Source organism: Streptomyces sp. NPDC059679 (assembly GCF_042734105.1).
Lineage (GTDB): Bacteria > Actinomycetota > Actinomycetes > Streptomycetales > Streptomycetaceae > Streptomyces.
The window spans coordinates 1-18,409 of sequence record NZ_JBHWES010000064.1 but is presented as its reverse complement, the minus strand read 5'-3'; the positions used below and the strand labels follow the sequence as shown (position 1 = coordinate 18,409).

Annotated in this window: 15 protein-coding genes; 3 read left to right on the top strand and 12 right to left on the bottom strand. The window is 73.4% G+C overall.

The annotated features are described in order from the left end of the window. Nucleotides 1-78 precede the first annotated feature (78 nt). On the top strand, nucleotides 79-2,403 hold the full coding sequence (locus ACFV2X_RS43325; RefSeq protein WP_385627008.1) for a HelD family protein: 2,325 nt from the start codon (nucleotides 79-81) through the stop codon (nucleotides 2,401-2,403). A gap of 55 nt (nucleotides 2,404-2,458) precedes the next feature. Here the strand turns inward: ACFV2X_RS43325 and ACFV2X_RS43320 are convergent, their stop codons facing one another. The 5 genes from ACFV2X_RS43320 to ACFV2X_RS43300 form a co-directional block, all read right to left on the bottom strand. Continuing rightward, nucleotides 2,459-2,701: a DUF397 domain-containing protein gene (locus ACFV2X_RS43320; RefSeq protein ID WP_385627007.1), complete on the bottom strand. Its 243-nt coding sequence runs from the start codon at nucleotides 2,699-2,701 to the stop codon at nucleotides 2,459-2,461. A gap of 148 nt (nucleotides 2,702-2,849) precedes the next feature. Continuing rightward, the gene (locus tag ACFV2X_RS43315; RefSeq protein WP_385627082.1) at nucleotides 2,850-4,016 is read right to left on the bottom strand and encodes a thiolase domain-containing protein; all 1,167 of its coding nucleotides are present in this window, start codon (nucleotides 4,014-4,016) and stop codon (nucleotides 2,850-2,852) included. A gap of 8 nt (nucleotides 4,017-4,024) precedes the next feature. Then, the gene (locus ACFV2X_RS43310) at nucleotides 4,025-5,125 is read right to left on the bottom strand and encodes a thiolase domain-containing protein (protein ID WP_385627005.1); all 1,101 of its coding nucleotides are present in this window, start codon (nucleotides 5,123-5,125) and stop codon (nucleotides 4,025-4,027) included. Then, a complete protein-coding gene (locus ACFV2X_RS43305; RefSeq protein WP_385627003.1) occupies nucleotides 5,122-6,084 on the bottom strand; it encodes an OB-fold domain-containing protein in 963 nt (320 codons plus the stop codon). Before ACFV2X_RS43305 ends, ACFV2X_RS43310 begins: the two co-directional genes overlap by 4 nt. 62 nt (nucleotides 6,085-6,146) lie before the next feature. Continuing rightward, nucleotides 6,147-6,953 carry a crotonase/enoyl-CoA hydratase family protein gene (locus tag ACFV2X_RS43300; RefSeq protein ID WP_385627001.1) on the bottom strand — a complete coding sequence of 269 codons (807 nt, stop codon included), beginning with the start codon at nucleotides 6,951-6,953 and terminating at the stop codon, nucleotides 6,147-6,149. Between the two features lie 163 nt (nucleotides 6,954-7,116). Between ACFV2X_RS43300 and ACFV2X_RS43295 the strand changes: the two genes are divergently transcribed. Beyond that, nucleotides 7,117-8,751, top strand: coding sequence for an acyl-CoA synthetase (locus tag ACFV2X_RS43295; protein ID WP_385626999.1), 1,635 nt, complete (start codon nucleotides 7,117-7,119; stop codon nucleotides 8,749-8,751). On the opposite strand, the gene ACFV2X_RS43290 is transcribed toward ACFV2X_RS43295, so the two are convergent. Beyond that, nucleotides 8,703-9,659 carry an AraC family transcriptional regulator gene (locus ACFV2X_RS43290; protein WP_385626998.1) on the bottom strand — a complete coding sequence of 319 codons (957 nt, stop codon included), beginning with the start codon at nucleotides 9,657-9,659 and terminating at the stop codon, nucleotides 8,703-8,705. The two genes, ACFV2X_RS43295 and ACFV2X_RS43290, sit on opposite strands and share 49 nt — an antisense overlap. Before the next feature lie 133 nt (nucleotides 9,660-9,792). Between ACFV2X_RS43290 and ACFV2X_RS43285 the strand changes: the two genes are divergently transcribed. Beyond that, nucleotides 9,793-10,857 (top strand): saccharopine dehydrogenase family protein, encoded by a 1,065-nt coding sequence (locus ACFV2X_RS43285; RefSeq protein WP_385626996.1) that lies wholly within the window; start codon nucleotides 9,793-9,795, stop codon nucleotides 10,855-10,857. A gap of 29 nt (nucleotides 10,858-10,886) precedes the next feature. Here ACFV2X_RS43285 and ACFV2X_RS43280 read toward each other — a convergent pair whose 3' ends face one another. From ACFV2X_RS43280 to ACFV2X_RS43255, 6 genes are all read right to left on the bottom strand, one after another. After that, the gene (locus ACFV2X_RS43280) at nucleotides 10,887-11,519 is read right to left on the bottom strand and encodes a chorismate mutase (protein ID WP_385627080.1); all 633 of its coding nucleotides are present in this window, start codon (nucleotides 11,517-11,519) and stop codon (nucleotides 10,887-10,889) included. 5 nt (nucleotides 11,520-11,524) lie between these two features. Then, nucleotides 11,525-12,220 carry an alpha/beta fold hydrolase gene (locus tag ACFV2X_RS43275; protein WP_385626994.1) on the bottom strand — a complete coding sequence of 232 codons (696 nt, stop codon included), beginning with the start codon at nucleotides 12,218-12,220 and terminating at the stop codon, nucleotides 11,525-11,527. Nucleotides 12,221-12,239: 19 nt separating this feature from the next. Further along, nucleotides 12,240-13,799, bottom strand: coding sequence for an acyl-CoA synthetase (locus ACFV2X_RS43270; RefSeq protein WP_385626992.1), 1,560 nt, complete (start codon nucleotides 13,797-13,799; stop codon nucleotides 12,240-12,242). A 35-nt stretch (nucleotides 13,800-13,834) separates the two neighbouring features. Then, nucleotides 13,835-14,938: an NAD(P)H-dependent flavin oxidoreductase gene (locus ACFV2X_RS43265; RefSeq protein WP_385626990.1), complete on the bottom strand. Its 1,104-nt coding sequence runs from the start codon at nucleotides 14,936-14,938 to the stop codon at nucleotides 13,835-13,837. A 97-nt stretch (nucleotides 14,939-15,035) separates the two neighbouring features. After that, nucleotides 15,036-16,589 carry a phytoene desaturase family protein gene (locus tag ACFV2X_RS43260; protein ID WP_385626988.1) on the bottom strand — a complete coding sequence of 518 codons (1,554 nt, stop codon included), beginning with the start codon at nucleotides 16,587-16,589 and terminating at the stop codon, nucleotides 15,036-15,038. 383 nt (nucleotides 16,590-16,972) lie between these two features. Then, the coding region (locus tag ACFV2X_RS43255; RefSeq protein ID WP_385626986.1) for a tetratricopeptide repeat protein at nucleotides 16,973-18,409 on the bottom strand (1,437 nt) is incomplete at its 5' end.

Sequence of the window (18,409 nt, the reverse complement as noted above, 5' to 3'; positions counted from 1 at the left end):
CGGAAGCTGATACGCTTCTTGACTTGACCAGCGAACTTCAAAACACAGAAGCCGCTAAAACGGGAGTGTATCAGCACGATGAAAGCCCGTCAAGCCGCCCCAACGGCCCCCGTAACCTCCTCTGAGCCCTCCTCCGCCCTCGCCGAGGCCCTGCGCACCGAGCAGAACCATGTGACCGCCCTGTACGAACGGCTCGACACACTGCGCGAGCGGGAAGAGCAAGCCCTGAGCACGGTGCTGCGCGACGGCGCGCACGGCGGGACGCGCCAGGCGCTCGTCGAGCGCGAGGTGCGCGCCGATGAACACGCCGGGAGCGTCGCCCGATTCAACGGGGTCGAGGGCGGCCTGTGCTTCGGACGGATCGACCACGCGGACCACGCGGGCGGCGCCAGCCACTACATCGGCCGGATCGGACTGCGCGACGACGCGCACGAGCCGCTGCTGATCGACTGGCGGGCGCCGGCCGCCCGCCCCTTCTACGCCGCCTCCCCCACCGCCCCCGGCACCCTGGTGCGCCGCCGCCATCTGCACACCCGGGGCCGGAGGGTGACCGGCGTCGACGACGAGGTGTTCGACCTCGACGGCATGGCCGAGTCCGAGCGGCGCGGCCTGGTCGGCGAGGCCGCGCTGCTGGCCGCGCTGCGCCGGGGCCGTACCGGCCGGATGACGGACGTGGTGGCCACCATCCAGACCGAGCAGGACCGGGTGATCCGGTCCGGGCTCCAGGGGGTGCTCGTCGTCCAGGGCGGGCCGGGCACCGGAAAGACCGTGGCCGCGCTGCACCGGGCCGCGTATCTGCTCTACACCTACCGCGACACCCTGGCCCGCCGCGGCGTGCTGGTCATCGGCCCCGGCGCCGCCTTTCTGCACTACATCGGCCAGGTGCTGCCCTCACTCGGCGAGACCGACGTGGTGCTCACCCCGCTGGGCGGGCTGTTCCCCGGGGTGTCCGCGACCGCCGAGGACGGGGCGCGGGCCGCGGTCGTCAAGGGCGATCTGCGGATGGTGCAGGTGATCGCCGCCGCCGTACGGGACCGGCAGTTGCCGCCCGCGGGCCACGTCGACATCCCGCTGGAGGACGAGGCGCTGCCGCTGCGGCTGTCCCGGCGGGCGTGCGCCCGCGCCCGCGAGCGCGCACAGGCGCTGCGCGCGCCGCACAATGTGGCCCGTAAGCGCTTCATACTCGATCTGCTCGACGCCCTCGTACGGGAGCGGGCTCGGCAGCACGGACGGCCGCTGGACGAGGAGGAGTTGCGCCACGGCCCGGCGGAGCTGTGGGCACAGCCGCCGGTCCGCGCTGCGCTCGACGCGCTGTGGCCACCGCTCACCCCGCGGCGGCTGGTCGCGGAGCTGCTTTCGGACCCCGACCGGCTGCGCTCGGCCGCGCCGCTGCTGACCGACGACGAGCGGGCCGCGCTGCTGCGCGCGCCGGACGCGCCGTGGACGGTGGGCGATGTCCCGCTGCTGGACGAGGCCGCGGAGCTGCTGGGCACCGACGACTCCGCCGAGCGGGCCAGGGCCCGGGCGGCGGAGGAGGAACGGCGGGAGGAGGAGCGGTACGCGCGGGAAGTGCTGCAGATCGTCGGCCTGGACGAGGGCGAGGACGACGGGCCCGCCCCGGTGGACGCGGCCGCCCTCGCCGCCCGCCACCTGGACACCGGGCCGGTGCGCAGCACCGCCCAGCGCGCCGCCGCCGACCGCTCCTGGGCCTACGGCCATGTGATCGTGGACGAGGCGCAGGAGTTGTCCGCGATGGCCTGGCGGATGGTGATGCGGCGGGTGCCCACGCGGTCGATGACGGTGGTCGGCGATGTGGCCCAGACCGGCAGCCCGGCCGGGGCGGCCTCCTGGGGGCAGATGCTCGACCCGTACACCCGGGGCGGGTGGCGCGAGGAGCGGCTGACGGTCAACTACCGCACCCCGGCGGAGGTGATGGACCTGGCCGCGGAGGTACTGGCCGAGGTGGCGCCCGAGCTGTCGGCCCCCGAGTCGGTGCGCCGGGAAGGACGGCCGCCGGTGGCCCTACGGGCCCCACGGGGCCGGCTGGCGCGCGAGGTGGTACGGGCCGTCGAGGCCGATCTGGCGGACCTGGCCGAACAGGGCGGCGGCCGGCTCGCGGTGGTGGCCGCCGACCGGGCGGTGGACGCGCTGGCGCGGGCACTGCCCGGCGCCGTCCGCGGGGACCGGCCCGACGCGCTGGACTCCCCGCTGGTGCTGCTGACCGTGGCGCAGGCCAAGGGGCTGGAGTTCGACCGCGCGGTGGTCGCGGACCCGGCCGGGATCTGGTCCCAGTCCCCCAAGGGCGGGCACGATCTGTATGTGGCGATCACGCGGGTGACGCGGCGGCTGACGCTCGTGTACGAGGGCGAGCTGCCCGAAGTGCTCGGGCGGCTCGCCCCGTAACGCCTCGCCCCGTAACGCCTCGGCCCGAATCGGCCCCGGCGCAGGTCACATCAGCTCAGGTCAGGTCGAACTCACCGTCGCGCGCGCCGATGACGAAAGCGCGCCACTCGGCGGGGGAGAAGACCAGGGCCGGGTCCTGCGGCCGGCGGCCGTGGCGCATGACGATATAGCCCTCGACGAAGGCGATCTCCACATCGCCCACGCCCTGACTGCTCGACCTCCACTGGGCGGTGGTGAGATCGAGGTCGGGCTTCTCGGCGCTGCCTGCCAGGGGTTGTTCGGTGGTGGTGTCGGCCACGTGGTTGGCTCCTCCCGGATCGTCGTCCCCGCCCCACCCTAGCGATCGCGACCGGCGCCGCACAGGCCGCGAAAGAAGGACGGCACCGCACACGCGGGCGTACGGCGGGACGGCGGCAGACATCGGGCGGGGGCGGCCCGGGACCGGGTCAGCCGGCCGGGGGTTCGGCCGCCACCAGCCACATCGAGAAGAACTGCGAGCCTCCGCCATAGGCGTGGCCGAGCGCCTTGCGCGCGCCCTCCACCTGGTGCTCCCCCGCCCGCCCGCGCACCTGGAGCGCGGCCTCGGCGAAGCGGATCATCCCCGAGGCGCCGATGGGGTTGGTGGACAGCACCCCGCCCGACGGGTTGACCGGCAGATCCCCGTCGATCTCGGTCACGCCCGACTCGGTGAGCTTCCAGCCCTCGCCCTCGGCGGCGAAGCCCAGGTTCTCCAGCCACATCGGCTCGTACCAGCTGAACGGCACATACATCTCCACCGCGTCGATCTCCCGGCGCGGATCGGTGATCCCGGCCTGCCGGTAGACATCGGCCGCGCAGTCCTTGCCGGCCCGCGGCGAGACGAAGTCCTTGCCCGCGAACAGCGTCGGCTCGCTCCGCATGGCGCCGCCGTGCACCCAGGCGGGCGGGGCGGGCGCACGGGCCGCACCGGCCCGGTCGGTGAGCACCATGGCGCAGGCGCCGTCGGAGGACGGGCAGGTCTCCGAGTAGCGGATGGGGTCCCACAGCATCGGGGAGGACTGCACCTTCTCCAGGGTCAGATCCTGCTCGTGGAGGTGGGCGTAGGGGTTGCGCAGGGCGTTGCGGCGGTCCTTGTACGCGACGAGCGAGCCGATGGCGGGCGGGGCGCCGGTCCGCCGCATATAGGCCCGGACGTGGGGGGCGAAGAAGCCGCCCGCCCCGGCCAGCAGCGGCTGTTGGAAGGGGATGGGCAGGGAGAGGCCCCACATGGCGTTGGACTCGGACTGCTTCTCGAAGGCCAGGGTGAGGACGGTGCGGTGGACGCGAGCGGCCACCAGGTTCGCGGCGACCAGCGCGGTGGAGCCGCCGACCGAGCCCGCGGTGTGCACCCGCAGCATGGGCTTGCCGACCGCGCCGAGCGCGTCAGCGAGGTAGAGCTCGGGCATCATCACGCCCTCGAAGAAGTCGGGCGCCTTGCCGATGACGACGGCGTCGATGTCAGCCCAAGTCAACTGGGCGTCTTCGAGGGCGCGTACGGCGGCCTCGCGGACCAGCCCGGCGATCGACACATCCCGGCGGGCGGCGGTGTGCTTGGTCTGGCCGACCCCGACGACGGCGATGGGCTCCTTGCTCATGCGCACGCTCATGTCTGGTCCCCTTCCGATTGACCGTCCCGTTCTCCTTCCAGGACCGCCACGAGGTTGTGCTGCAGACACGGCCCGGAGGTGGCGTGTGCGACGGCCCGGTCGGACTCGCCGCGGTGGATACGGGCCGCGGCCTCGCCGAGGCGGATCAGCCCGGCGGCCATCATGGGGTTGGCGGCGAGCGCGCCGCCGGACGGATTGACGCGTACGTCCTCGCCCAACCCCAGCTCGCGGCGGAGGATCACCTCCTGCGAGGTGAACGGCGCGTGCAGTTCGGCGGTGTCGACGGGCGCGGCAGCGTCGTCGAACAGACCGGCGTGGTGCGCGGCGAGCCGGGTCGAGGGGGAGCGGGTGAGGTCCCGTACGCCCAGTGCGTGCGCCTCGATGCGGTGGTCCATGCCGTGGATCCACGCGGGGCGGGGGCACAGGCGGCGCGCGGTGTCGCCGGCGGCGAGGACGACGGCGGCCGCGCCGTCGCCGATGGGCGGGCAGTCGTGGCGGCGCAGCGGCCGCACCAGGTAGGGGTCCTCGAGCAGTGCGTCCGGGGCGGCGGAGCCGGCCAGTTGGGCGTGCGGGTTGTGTTCCGCGGCGCCGCGGCTGCGCGCGGCGACCCCGGCGAGGGCGCGCTCGTCGGTGGCTCCCTCGTCGATGAGCGCCTGGGCCTGGAGGGCGGCCAGGGACACCGGGTCCGGCCACAGCGGAGCCAGGTAGTAGGGGTCGAGCTGGCGGGTCAGGACGTCGCGCAGCTCTCCCGGCGACGACTTGCCGTAGGAGTAGACGAGCGCGGTCTCGGCCTCCCCGGCCAGCAGCTTGACCCACGCCTCGTACAGCGCCCAGGCGCCGTCCATCTCCACATGCGACTCGGAGATCGGCGGCCAGGCGCCGACGCCGTCGAGCGCCATGGTGAACGAGAAGGCCCGGCCGGCCAGATAGTCGGAGGAGCCGGAGCAGGTGAAGTCGATCTCGCCGGTGCGCAGGCCGACCGCGCCGAGCACTTCGTGCAGGACCGGCATCAACATCTCGACCTCGGAGAGCTCCGCGGACCGGCGCCGGTGGCGGGTCTGCGCGAAGGCCACGATGGCGACGCGCCTCGGGTTCACAGCAGCTCCTTGTACGTGTCGTAGTCCGCGTCGGGTTCCCCGGTGGGGCGGTAGTGGTCGGGGTAGCGCCCGTCCTCGGTCCACACCGGCTCGACGCGCAGGCCCATCCGCACCTGGTCGTAGGGGATGCCGCCGATGCGGCCGTGGAGGGCGAGGTCCGCGCCGTCCAGGGCGATGTGCGCGTAGACGTACGGCACCTCGATATCGAGGTTCTTGGCCTTGATGTTGACGATGCAGAAGGTGGTGACGGTGCCGCGCGGGCCGACCTCGACCTGTTCGGCGGTGGCGACGCCGCAGGTGGGGCAGGCGCCGCGGGGCGGGACATACACCTTGCGGCAGGTCGGGCAGCGCTCCCCCACGGTCCGCTGGTCGGCGAGGGCGGCGATGTAGCGGGAGGGGGCGCGGCCGGGCGAGTACACGTAGTCCAGGCGGGCGGGCGCCACGATGCCCTGCACGGGATCGGCGAACTCGCCACTGGGTGGGCCGGGTTCGCTCTGGTTCGGCTCGCTCTCGTACGGTTCGAAGCAGGCGATGTCGGTGATGGCGCCGACCCGCTCCTCGGCCCATCGGATCCGCACCCGCATACCGGTGCTCACGGCGTCGGGTCCTGGTGCGTCGAGGGCGTGGAGCAGGGCGGTGTCGGCGCCGTCGAGCCGCACCAGCACCCAGGCGAAGGGGGTGGTGAGGGGCTGTCCGCGGCGCGGGGCGGGGTTCCAGGCCCAGGTGGTGACGGTGCCCGTGGTGCCGACCTCGACGAGGTCGCGGATCTCCTCGGCGGTGTCCGGGTCGTACTCGACGGGGGGCACGAGCACCCGGCCGCCCGCGCTACGTACGCCGAGCACGGCGCGCTCGCGCAGCCCGGTCAGGAAGGCGCTCTGGACGGGGCCGAGGGAGCGGGTGAAGGGAAACTCGACGACCAGAGGGGCGGAAAGCACCTCGGGCGCGGGAGCCGGATTCATCGTGTGCCTCTTCTTCGTCGCGGCCGGGTGGGGATGGTGCGCTCGCGAGGTGGGGTGGGTGTTCAGGCCCGTCGGTAGACCGGCGGTCGCTTCTCCGCGAAGGCCTTCGAACCCTCCTTCGCGTCGGCGGTGGCGAAGATGGGCCAGCCGCGTTCGAGTTCGGACTTCAGGCCGTCGGCTTCGGTCATCTCCGCCGTCTCGTACACGGACGCCTTGACGGCCTCGACGGCGAGCGGGCCATTGGCGTTGATCAGCTCGGCGATCTCCAGGGCCGTCTCCAGGGCCGTGCCGTCGGGTACGACCCGGCCGATCAGCCCGATCCGCTCGGCCTCCTCGGCGGTGTACGGCCGCCCGGTCAGCAGCATCTCCAGCGCGTGGGTGCGCGGGACCTGGCGGGCCAGGCGGACGGTGGAGCCGCCGATGGGGAACAGGCCGCGCCTGACCTCGAAGAGTCCGAAGGTGGCGCCGTGGCCCGCGACGCGGATGTCGGTGCCCTGGAGGATTTCGGTGCCGCCCGCGACACAGTGGCCTTCGACGGCGGCGATCACCGGTTTGCGCGGCCGGTGATGCCGGAGCATCGCCTTCCAGTGCAGATCGGGGTCGGCCTTGAGCCGGTCCCGGTAGTGCTGTCCGGCCATCCCGTCGCCGCCCGCCAGGGCCTTGAGGTCCATCCCCGCGCAGAAGACCCCGCCGGCCCCGGTGAGCACCACCGACCGGATGTCGTCGTCCTCGTCGGCCTGCGCCCAGCCGTCGTGGAGGCCGACCAGCATCGGCAGCGAGAGCGCGTTCTTGGCCTCCGGACGGTTCAGGGTGAGCACCAGCGTCGCGCCGACGCGCTCCACCGTCAGGTGTTCGGTCCCGGTTGTCACGGCAGTCCTCCCGTCTCGACCTAGAACAGGTTGCAGGAGGCGCCGGACGACTTCAAGAGAAATCTGATGCTCAGTCAGATTTATTGGCCATGCGCCTTCACATCTCTTCCGGACGGCGCTCCAATGACCGCCAAGGCCGCCCGGTGTCAGGTCAGGAGGAGCCGTGGAGTACAACCTTGCCGACCTGTTCGAGTCGATCGTCGACACGGTGCCCGACAGAGAGGCGCTGGTGTATATCGACCATCCCGGCACCGGGGCCGAGCGGAGGCTGAGCTACGCGCAGCTCGACGCGGCCGCCAACCGGCTCGCCCACCATCTGCGGGACACCGCCGGCATCGCGCCGGGCGAGCACGTCGGCCTGCATCTGTACAACGGCGTCGAGTATCTGCAGACCTCCCTCGCCTGTCTGAAGATCCGGGCCGTGCCGGTGAACGTCAACTACCGCTACGTCGAAGAAGAACTGATCTACCTCTACCGGGATGCCAACCTGGCGGCGCTGGTGTACGACGCCGAGTTCGGCGACCGGGTGGCCGCCGCGCTCCCCCGCACCGACACCCTGCGCCATCTCATCCGGGTCGGCGCACCGGCCGGGGACGGCCCCACCCCCGACCCCGCGCCCGTGCCCTTCGCGGAGGCCGAGACCTCGGGTTCGCCCGAGCGCGACTTCCCGGCGCGCTCGGCCGACGACCGGTTCATCATCTACACCGGGGGCACCACGGGCATGCCCAAGGGCGTGCTGTGGCGGCAGGAGGACCTGTTCTTCTCGGGGCTCGGCGGCGGCGCGCCGACCGGCCGGCCGGTAGACCGGCCCGAGGAGCTGGCGGAGCGGGTGGCGGCAGGCGGCGAGGGCCTGGTGTTCTTCCCCACCCCGCCGCTGATGCACGGCACCTCCACACTCACCGCCTTCATCGGCTTCAACTTCGGTCAGAAGGTGGTCATCCACCGTAAATTCAGCCCGGGAGACGTGCTGCGCACGATCGAGAAGGAGAAGGTCACCAGCGTCTCGCTGGTCGGCGACGCGATGCTGCGCCCCTTGGTGGACGCCCTGGCCGGCCCCCTCAAGGACACCGACTGCTCCTCGCTGTTCAGCGTCAGCAGCTCGGGCGCGGTGCTGTCGGACACGGTACGGGCCCAGTTCGCCGCGCTGGCGCCGCACACCATGCTGCTGAACAACTTCGGCTCCTCGGAGTCCGGCTTCAACGGCACCGCCACCGAGGACGCCGGCCCCCAGAAGGGGTTCCGGCTGCACGTCAACGCCCGTACCTCGGTGGTCGACCCGGCGACGTACCAGCCCGTGGCGCCCGGCGAGCCCGGCCGCATCGCCCAGCGCGGCCATGTGCCGCTCGGCTACTACAACGACCCGAAGAAGACCGCCGAGACGTTCTTCGAGGCGGACGGCGAGCGCTGGGTGCTGCTCGGCGACATGGGCACGGTCGACGAGGACGGCGTGATCACGGTCCTGGGACGCGGCTCGCAGTGCATCAACACCGGCGGCGAGAAGGTCTATCCGGAGGAGGTCGAGCAGGCGCTGAAGGCCCATCCGGACGTGTACGACGCGCTGGTGGCGGGCGTACCGGACGAGCGCTGGGGCAGCCGCGTCGCGGCCGTCGTCCAGCCCCGCGAGGGCGCGGCGCCGCTGACCGCCGACGCCGTACGGGCGCACTGCCGCACCCGGCTCGCGGGCTACAAGATCCCGCGTACGGTCGTCTTCAGCGACCACATCCAGCGCTCGCCCAGCGGCAAGGCGGACTACCGCTGGGCGAGGGAGGTCGCGGCGAGCGCCCCGGCCGACTCCTGACCGTGCCGCCGGTAGCCGCCGGGCGCGACCCCGTACTCCCGCTTGAACGCCTTGGCGAAGGCGAATTCCGAGGCGTATCCGGTCCGTGCGGCCACTGCGCGCAGCGGCAGCTCCGACTCGCGCAGCAGCCGGGCCGCCACCGTCATCCGCCACCAGGTCAGATACGCGAGCGGCGGCTGCCCGGCGAGGGCCGTGAAGCGCCGGGCGAACGCCGCCCGGGACAGCCCCGCGGCCTGTCCCAGCGTCTCGACGGTCCAGGGATGGGCGGGGTCGCGGTGGATGGCGCGCAGCGCCTCGGAGACTGCGCGGTCGTGCAGGGCGGCGGCCCAGCCGGTGCTCATATGGCCGGACTGCTCCTCGTACCAGGCGCGCAGCACATACAGCAGCAGCATGTCGAGCAGTGAGGTCAGCACGGCGCTCGTGCCGGGGCGCGCCCGCTCCAGCTCGCCGCCCAGCAGTTCGACGGCCGAGCGCAGCTCGGGGTGGCGGCCGAGCCGGGCCGGGATGTGGAGGGCTTGGGGGAGCTCGCCGAGGAGGGGGTGCGGCCGGGCCCTGTCGAGGAAATAGGCGCCGCAGAGCAACAGGGTGTCCGGGGAGGCCGTGTCCGGGGAAGCGGCGTCTTCGGCGAAGGGGCCCAGGAGGGAGCCGCGGAACGCGGCCAGTGGGGTGTGGGGGCTGTCCGCGAGGCCGTGTCCGCGCCCGTGCGGCATGAACACCACATCCCCCGGGCCCAGGGCGATCGGCTCGCCGTCGCTCGGCAGCATCCAGCACGTCCCCTGGAGCACGACGTGGAAGCCCGCGCCCTCGGAGTCGGGGAAGCGCACGCCCCAGGAGCCGTGCTGCTCCGTGCGCCCCGCGTGGGGCCGCCCGGTGCGCATGGAGGTGATCGCGTCGCTGAGGACATCCATGCGCGCACCATATCGGGGCCGCGCCGCACGCGAGACGAATGGACATGTTCCGAATACGGTGAGGCATCGGGAATCTCTCCGGGTCTTCCTACGGTGGATCACAAGCCAGAAGGCACACCCAGAGGAGAACGTTGTGAAGATCGCCGTCTTTGGCGCGAGTGGTTACACCGGCAAGCTCGCGGTCGCGGAGGCGCGGCGCCGCGGCATCGACGTGGTGCTGGTGGGGCGCGGCGCCGAGCGGCTGCGCGCCGCCGCGTCGGAGGCCGGATTCCAGGACGCGGAGATACGGGTCGCGGAGCTACGAGTCGCTGACGCCGAGGACCACGACGCGCTCGTCGCCGCTTTCCGTGACACCGACGCCGTCGTCAACTGCGCCGGTCCGTTCACCCGGTGGGGAGAGGGCGTGGTGCGCGCCGCCATCGCCGCGGGCAGTCACTATGTCGACATCACGGGCGAACAGCCCTACATCCGGTACATCTTCGACACCTTCGGCGCGGACGCCGAGCGCGCCGGGGTCGCCGTCGTCCCCGGTGTCACCGACGACGGCCTCCCGAGCGATCTGATCACCGCCTTGACCGCCGCGCGCGTGGACGGCGAGGCAGAGGAGATCGCCATCGCCGTCGACATCGTCAGCGGCGGCGCCTCGCGGGGCACCATCCGCTCGATGGGCGCTCTGCGGGAGACGCTGCTCGACGGCGGTCTCGGCTACGAGAACGGGCAGCTGTCACCGGGGGCGACCGCCCGCCGTAAGGAGATCGTGCTGCCCGGCGGCTCGGCGCCGACGCCCGTGGTGCGCTTCGCGCTGCCCGCGGTGGTGACCGTGCCCCGCCATGTGCGCACCCGGCAGGTGGAGGGCCTGGCCTCCCAGGAGGTGTACGAGCTCTTCACGCGGCTGTCCCCCGAGATGGCCGAGCAGGTGCCGGAAGGCCCGACAGCCGCGCAGCGCAACGCGATGCGGTGGGCCTTCGCGGTGGAGGTGCTGGGCGTCGACGGCCGGCACGCCCGGGGCGAGGTGCGTGGTTTCGACGCGTACGGCACCACCGCCGTGATCGCCGTCGAGGCGGCCCGACGGCTCGCCGCCGACGGCGCGCCCGCGGGGGTCCTCGCCTCCGCCCAGGCCTTCGACGCCGCCGGGTTCCTCGACTTCCTGGGGGACCACGGCGTCAGCTGGTCCGTCGGCGGGGGTGCGGAGGCATAGCCCCCGCACCCCGTGGGAGGTCGCCGCGGTCAGGCCCCGTTCGGCGGCGCGCACACCGACGGCAGGGCGCGCTCCAGTGCCACCGAATGGAGCGCGTCCAGCTGCCTGTCGTGGCGTACGCGCAGCGCGGCCACGGTCAGCCGGCCCGTGCAGGACCGCTCGGCCCGGGCCCGCTCCGAGTCGGCGATGGCCCGGACCAGCTCGCCATTGATCCGGTTGATCTCCAGCCGGACCTTGGAGAGGTCGGGGCGTTCAGTGGGCGCCTGGGCGGGGTCGGCGTCCCATCGGCGGTACAGGCCGCGCTGGACGAGCTTGTTGGCCTCGATCTGGTCGCGGAAGATCCGTACGGTGGCCTCCGGGTCCGCGCCCAGCGCGCGGGCCTGTTCGGCCACTGCCTCCAGCACCTGCCGCTCACGCTCGGGGTCGTCGATGGGGCTGTCGGTACCCCACTTCGCGGCGGCCACCTGATCGGCGGTCAGCAGTCGCTGGGCGGACAGGTCGGCGATCGGCAGCAGCCGCCCGTACGGAGGCGCCGGTACGGAAGCCGAGGCCGGAGCGGCGACGGAAACGGCCCCAGCCGCGGCCGCGCCGGGCGCAGCCGTGGCCAGCAGCCCGAGGGCCGCGACGGCGGTCAGCGCGTGGCGCAGCGTCCCCTTCGGCATCGGCGTCATTCCCCTGCCTCCAGAAACGGGCGCACCTCGGCCAGGAACTCCCCGGGGCGTGTCTCGTGGACGAGATGCCCCGCGTCGATGGTGACCAGGCGGCAGTCGGGTATCCGCTTGGCCATGTCGGCCAGCAGCTCCTGCGGGATATGGCTGTCCGGGCCGCCGCCGATCAGCAGGGTCGGGGCGGTGATCGTGGAAAGCCCTTCGATCCACCGTGGATCGGGCGCGTTGCGCTGCTCGGTGAACTGGGTCTTCACCGCCCAGTCGAAGACCAGCCGCCCCGCCGGGCGCTCGGGCACCTCCAGCGGCGGGTCCTGGGGCCACAGCGGCGGGGCGTCCTCGATCACCAGCCGCTCGACGAGGTCGGGGTGGCGCTGGGCGAGGAGGTAGCCGACCACGCCCCCGTAGGAGTGCCCGACGACCGAGACGCGGGGCAGGCCGAGGGCCGCGAGGAAGCCGACGATGTCGTCGCTCACCCGCTCCAGGGCGTAGTCCCCGGGCCAGTCGCTGGCCCCGTGGCCGCGCAGGTCGAGCGCGTACACCCGCCGGGTGCGGGCGAGTTCGGGGGCGATTCCCAGCCAGTCGACGCCGTCCGCGCCGAGGCCGGCCAAGAGCAGGACGGGGGGAGCCTCATGCTCCCCCCAGACCCGGTAGGCCAGCTCGATCCCGTCCACCTCGACGGTGTCAAGTGTGTGCATAGGGCAGAGGCTACCCGCGTCACATCGCTCGCTCACGCCCTTCCCAATACGGCTCGCGCAGCCGCCTCTTGTAGAGCTTTCCGTTGGGGTCCCGCGGCATCTCGGCGACGAAGTCGACCGACTTGGGGCGTTTGTATCCGGCCAGCCGCCCCTCGCAGTGGTCCAGCAGCTCCCGCTCCAGCTCGGGTCCCGGCTCATGTCCCGGGGCGGGCTCCACGACCGCCTTGACCGCCTCGCCCCAGTCGTCGTGCGGGATGCCGAAGGCGGCGGCGTCGGCGACGGCGGGATGGGTGAGGAGTTCGGCCTCGATCTCGGCCGGGTAGATATTGACGCCGCCGGAGATGATCAGGTCGATCTTGCGGTCGCGGAGGTAGAGATAGCCGTCCTCGTCGAGCAGTCCGAGGTCGCCGACCGTGAAGAAGTCGCCGATGCGGTTCTTGCGGGTCTTGGCCTCGTCCTTGTGGTACGCGAAACCGCCGGTGCTCATCCGCATGTAGACGGTACCGAGTTCACCGGCCGGGAGCCGGTTGGCGTCGTCGTCGAAGATGGCCAGTTCGCTGATCGGCCAGGGCTTGCCGACCGTCCCCGGCTTCTTGAGCCAGTCCTCGGCGGTGGCGAAGGCGCCGCCGCCCTCGCTGGCCGCGTAGTACTCCTCGACGCAAGCACCCCACCAGTCGATCATGGCGCGCTTGACGTGGTCGGGGCAGGGCGCCGCCCCGTGGATGGCGTGGCGCATCGAGGACACGTCGTAGCGCCCCCTGATCTCTTCGGGCAGCGCCAGCAGCCGGTGGAACTGGGTGGGGACCATATGGGTGTGCGTGCAGCGGTACGCGTCGATGAGGCGCAGCATCTCCTCGGGCGTCCACTTGTCCATGAGGACCAGCCGGTGGCCGATGTGCAGGGAGGAGGAGGCGAACTGGAGCACCGCGGTGTGGTAGAGCGGTGAGCACACCAGATGGACGTTGTCGGGCTCCTCGTCGCGGGGTTTGATGCCGAAGAAGCGCAGAAAGCCGCCGAGGTGGGCGTTCTCGGGGAGGACGCCGGGCAGCGCGCGCCGGATGCCGCGCGGGCGGCCCGTCGTACCGGAGGTGTAGTTCATCACCCAGCCCACCTCGCGGTCGGCGGGCGGCTGATCGGACTGTCCCGCCAGCAGTTCGGCGTACGGGCGGAAGCCGGCGACCTCACCGACCGCGTAGCGATGGGTGGCGGGCAGCCCGGCCTCGTCGGCGGCCAGGGTGGCCTGTTCGCCGAAGCGTTCATGGGCGATCAGCACTTTGGCGCCGGAGTCGGAGACGATCCAGGCGATCTCGGGGCCGACCAGGTGGTGGTTGACGGGCACCAGATAGAGCCCGGCCTGGGTGGCGGCGAGCGCGGCGGTGAAGAACTCGACGCCGTTGGGCAGCACCACCGCGAAGGCGTCGCCCCGCCGCAGCCCCGCGGCGCGCAGCCCGCCGATGAGCTGGTTGCAGGCGGCGTGCAGCCGGGCGGCGGTCCACTCCTCGCCGTCCGGGGCGATCAGGACGGCGCGGTCGGGTTCGAGCGCGGCCTGGGCCCAGAAGCCGTTGGGTGTACGGGACATGGCGGTCCTCCGGTCCTCCATCTGTCGCCGTGGGCTCAGGCCCGTCCGGCGATACGGTTGACACGGTCGATGGCGCGTTCGAAGCCGCGGGTCAGATCGTCGAAGACGGCCTGCACCGGGCGTTTGGTGTCCATCCGGCCGACGATCTGCCCGACCGGCGTGCCGAGCAGCGGCTCCACCTCGTACTTCTGGATGCGCGAGACGGCCTCGGCCACGAGCAGGCCCTGCAGCGGCATCGGCAGCGGGTCCGGGCCCTCGGGGGCCTCCCAGGCGTCGGTCCACTCGGTGCGCAACTGCCGGGCGGGCTTGCCGGTGAGGGCGCGGGAGCGGACGGTGTCGCCGGACCCGGCCGCGAGCAGCTTCTGGGTGAGCGCGGGCGACGTGAGCGCGGCCTCGTCGGTGGTGAGCCAGATGGAGCCGAGCCAGACACCCTGTGCGCCGAGCGCGAGCCCGGCGGCGATCTGCTCGCCGCTGCCGATGCCGCCGGCCGCGAGTACGGGCAGCGGGTCCACCGCCCGTACCACCTCCGGGGTGAGCACCATGGACGCGATCTCGCCGGTGTGGCCGCCCGCCTCGTAGCCCTGCGCGACCACGATGTCGAGCCCCGCGTCCTTGTGGTGGAGCGCGTGGCGCGCGCTGCCCGCGAGGGCGGCGACGAGGATGCCGTGGCCGTGGGCGCGCTCGACGACATCGGGGGGCGGTGAGCCGAGGGCGTTGGCCAGGAGCTTGACGGGGTAGTCGAAGGCGACGTCCAGCTGGCTGCGGGCGACGTGCTCCAGCCAGCCGGTGATCCGCCAGCCGGAGGCCTCGCCCTCGGCGAGCTCGGGTACGCCGTGCTTGGCCAGGGTCTCCTGGACGAACCGGCGGTGTCCTTCGGGGATCATCGCCTCGATGTCCGCCTCGGTCACCCCCTCGACCTTCTTCGCGGGCATGACGACATCGACGCCGTACGGTTTGCCGTCGGTGTGCTCCTGCATCCAGTCGAGGTCGCGCGCCAGCTCGTCCGCCGCTCCGTAGCGGACCGCGCCGAGCACGCCGAACCCGCCGGCCCGGGTGATCGCGGCGGCCACGGCGGGGAACGGCGTGAAGCCGAAGATGGCGTGCTCGATGCCCAGCCTGTTGCTCAGCTCCGTCTCCATGGGCGGCAGGATGCCGCAGGGCGGCGGACGAAGGAAGAGTTTTTCTGACGCAACGTCAGATTCTTTGGCTGTCCGGTCGGCTGCGGCCCGGGTGCGACTACCGGCCCAGCACCGCCATGGCCGCGTTGTGCCCCGGGATTCCGCTCACCCCGCCGCCGCGTACCGCACCCGCCCCGCACAGCAGCACATTGGCGTGGCGCGTCTCCACGCCCCAGCGGCCGGTGCCCTCCTGGGCGTACGGGAACGCCAGCTCGCGGTGGAAGATGTTGCCGCCGGGCAGCCGCAGCTCCCGCTCGAGGTCCAGCGGGCTCTTCGCCTCGATACAGGGCACGCCCTCGGAGTCGTACGCCAGACAGTCGGCGATCGGCTCGGCGAGCTCGGCGTCGAGCAGTTCGAGGGTGGCCTCGAGCAGCGTGGCCCGCCTCGTGTCATGGTCGGTGGTGAAGAGCCGCGCGGGGGTCTGCAGCCCGAACAGGGTCAGGGTCTGGTAGCCCTGCCGGACCAGGTCGGGGGCCAGGATCGACGGATCGGTCAGCGAGTGGCAGTAGATCTCCGAGGGAGGCCGCAGGGGCAGCCCGCCCGCCGCGGCCTGGCTGTAGGCGGCCTCCAGGTCGCCGTAGCCCTCGGCGATGTGGAACGTCCCGGCGAACGCCTCGCGCGGGTCGACGTCGGGGTCGCGCAGCGCGGGCAGCCGGCGCAGCAGCATGTTCACCTTGAGCTGTGCGCCCTCGGCGGGCGGATCGGGCGACTCGTCGCCCAGCAGCACGGCCAGCTCCTGCGGAGCGGCCCCGACGAGTACGTATCGGGCCCCCACCAGGCCCTCCCCGTCCGCGTCACGGAACATCACCTCCGCGGACTTCCCGTCGGTGGCGATGGCCGTCGCCTCACAGCCGGTGGCGATCCGGGCGCCCGCCGCGAGGGCCGCGTCCCGGAGCGCGTCGGTCAGCGCGCCCATGCCGCCGACCGGCACGTCCCAGTCGCCGGTGCCGCCGCCGATCACGTGGTAGAGGAAGCAGCGGTTCTGACGCAGCGACGGATCGTGGGCGTGGCTGAAGGTACCGATCAGGGCGTCGGTGAGGACCACGCCCCGGACCAGGTCGTCCTCGAACTCCGCCTCGACCGTGTCGCCGAGGGGCCGCTCGAACAGCGCCCGCCAGGCCGTCTCGTCGCCGATCCGCGCGCGCAGCGCCTCGCGCGTGGGCAGCGGTTCGGTGAGGGTCGGGAACACCCGCTCGGCCACGCGCCGGGTCATCCCGTAAAACCGCTGCCAGGACTCGTACTCCCGGTCCGAGCCGGTCAGCCGGGCGAACGACTCACGGGTACGGGCCTCGCCACCGCCCACCAGCAGCCCGGTGGGGCGCCCGCCGCGGACGGTGGGGGTGTACGAGGACACGGTCCGCTTGGCGACGGAGAAGCGCAGCCCGAGGTCGTCCACGATCCGCCGGGGAAGCAGGCTCACCAGATACGAGTAGCGGGAGAGCCGCGCGTCGACCCCGGCGAAGGGGCGCGTGGAGACGGCGGCGCCGCCGGTGTGGTCAAGCCGCTCCATCAGGAGCACCCTGCGGCCGGCGCGGGCGAGGTAGGCGGCGGCGACCAGGCCGTTGTGGCCGCCGCCGACGATGACGGCGTCGTACGCGTCGCTGTGAGGCATACCTCCTGAGTAGCACGCGGTGATCGCCGGGGCCAGGACGCGGCGAGGCGCGGCTCGGGGCCGCCGGGGGCCGGCCGGGCCGGGCCGGCGCAGCCGCCGCCCCCGCCGGGCCCGGCACAGCCGACCCCCGTCTGGACACGGGCGACACATCCGAGGCCGTCCGAGGGGCCGTTTGCCCACCGCACCGACTGGGCACACTGCGGCGGAGCCGCGCGGGGGACGCGGCTCGGGCGCCGCCGACGGCCCGCCGGACCGGGCCGGAACAGCCGCCGCCCCCGGCCGTCCATGGGCCCGCCCGTCCACCACACCGACCGGGCCCCACCACGGCGGAGCCGCGCAAGAGGCGCGGCTCGGGCGCCGCCGGGGCCGGGCGGCCCCGGGTCTCACTCGTGCCGGCGCCGTACCGCCGCCATCCGCCGGTACAGCTCGACGGCCTCCTCCCGCCGCCCCAACTGCTCCAGGCACTGGGCCTCGTCGCCCAGGCTGACGAGGGTGTCGGGGTGGTCAGCGCCCAGCACGTCCGCACGGGCCCGGGCGACCCGGCGGTAGAGCTCCAGGGCGTCGGTCCAGTTGCCGAGCCAGCCGAGGGCCACCGCCACCTCCCGCTGGCTGACCAGGGTGTCGGGGTGGTCCGAGCCCAGCGTCCGCTCGCGGAGGGCGGAGACGTCGCGGGCCTCGGCCAGGGCCTCCTCCCAGCGGCCGAGGCGGCCCAGGTTGACGCCGAGGCCGTGCCGGGCGCGCAGGGTCTCGGCGTCGGTGGAGCCCTGGGCGCGGGTGCGGTCGTCGACGAGGGCGCGGTACAGCACCAGGGCCTCCGCGCTGCGGCCCAGCCGGGCCAGGCTTATGCCGACCTCGTAGCGGGCCGCGAGGGTGTCCGGGTGGTCGGGGCCGAGGGTACGGCCGCGGGCGTCGGCCACCTCCCGGTAGATGTGCAGCGCCTCGCTCCAGCGGCCCAGCTGGCCGAGGGCGTACGCGACCTCGTAGCGGGTGACCAGGGTGTCCGGGTGGTCGAGGCCGAGGGTACGGCCGCGGGCCGCGGCCACCTCGCGGGCCACGCGGTGGCAGTCCTCGAACCGCCCCAGGCGGCCCAGGTTGAAGGCCAGATTGTGGCGGCAGCGCAGCGTGTCGGGGTGCTCGGCGCCCATCGTGCGCTCGCGGGCCGCGAGTACGGCGGCGTAGATCTGGTGGGCCTCGAAGTGACGGCCGAGGCGGCTCAGCGCGAAAGCGGTCTCCTGCCGGGCGGCCAGCGTGTCCGGGTGCTCGGGTCCGAGCGCCCGAGCGCGGCCCGCCGCCACCCGCCCGTACTCGCCCAGCGCATCGCCGTGGCGGCCCTGCCGCCCGAGCGCGAAGGCCGCCTCGTAACGGCTGGCGAGGGTGTCGGGGTGGTCGGGGCCCAGCACGCGCTCCCGTTCGGCGGCGACCTCCTGGTGCGTCTGGCCGGCCTCCTCCCAACGGCCCTGGAGGGCCAGGCTCATCCCGATGGTGTGCCGGACGGCGAGCGTGGCGAGCAGATTCGGCGGCGGGGGCGCCAGAGCAAGCCCGGGCGGCCCAGCCAGCGCAGACGGCCCAGCAGCCGCAGACGGCACGGCGGGCCCGAGCGGCCCAGCAGCCCCGGCCAACGCAGACGGCACGGCGGGCCCGAGCGGCCCAGCCAGCGCAGACGGCCCAACGGCCCCGGCCTGCCCAGGCGCCCCAGCCTGCCCAAGCGGCCCGGCAAGCGCGGGCGGCGGCGCCGGGCCGGCGGCCCACGCCGCGGTCAGCCCGCCCGCGCCCGCGCCCGCTCCCCCGCCCCGGCCGGTCCACGCGCCGGTGAGCCCGGT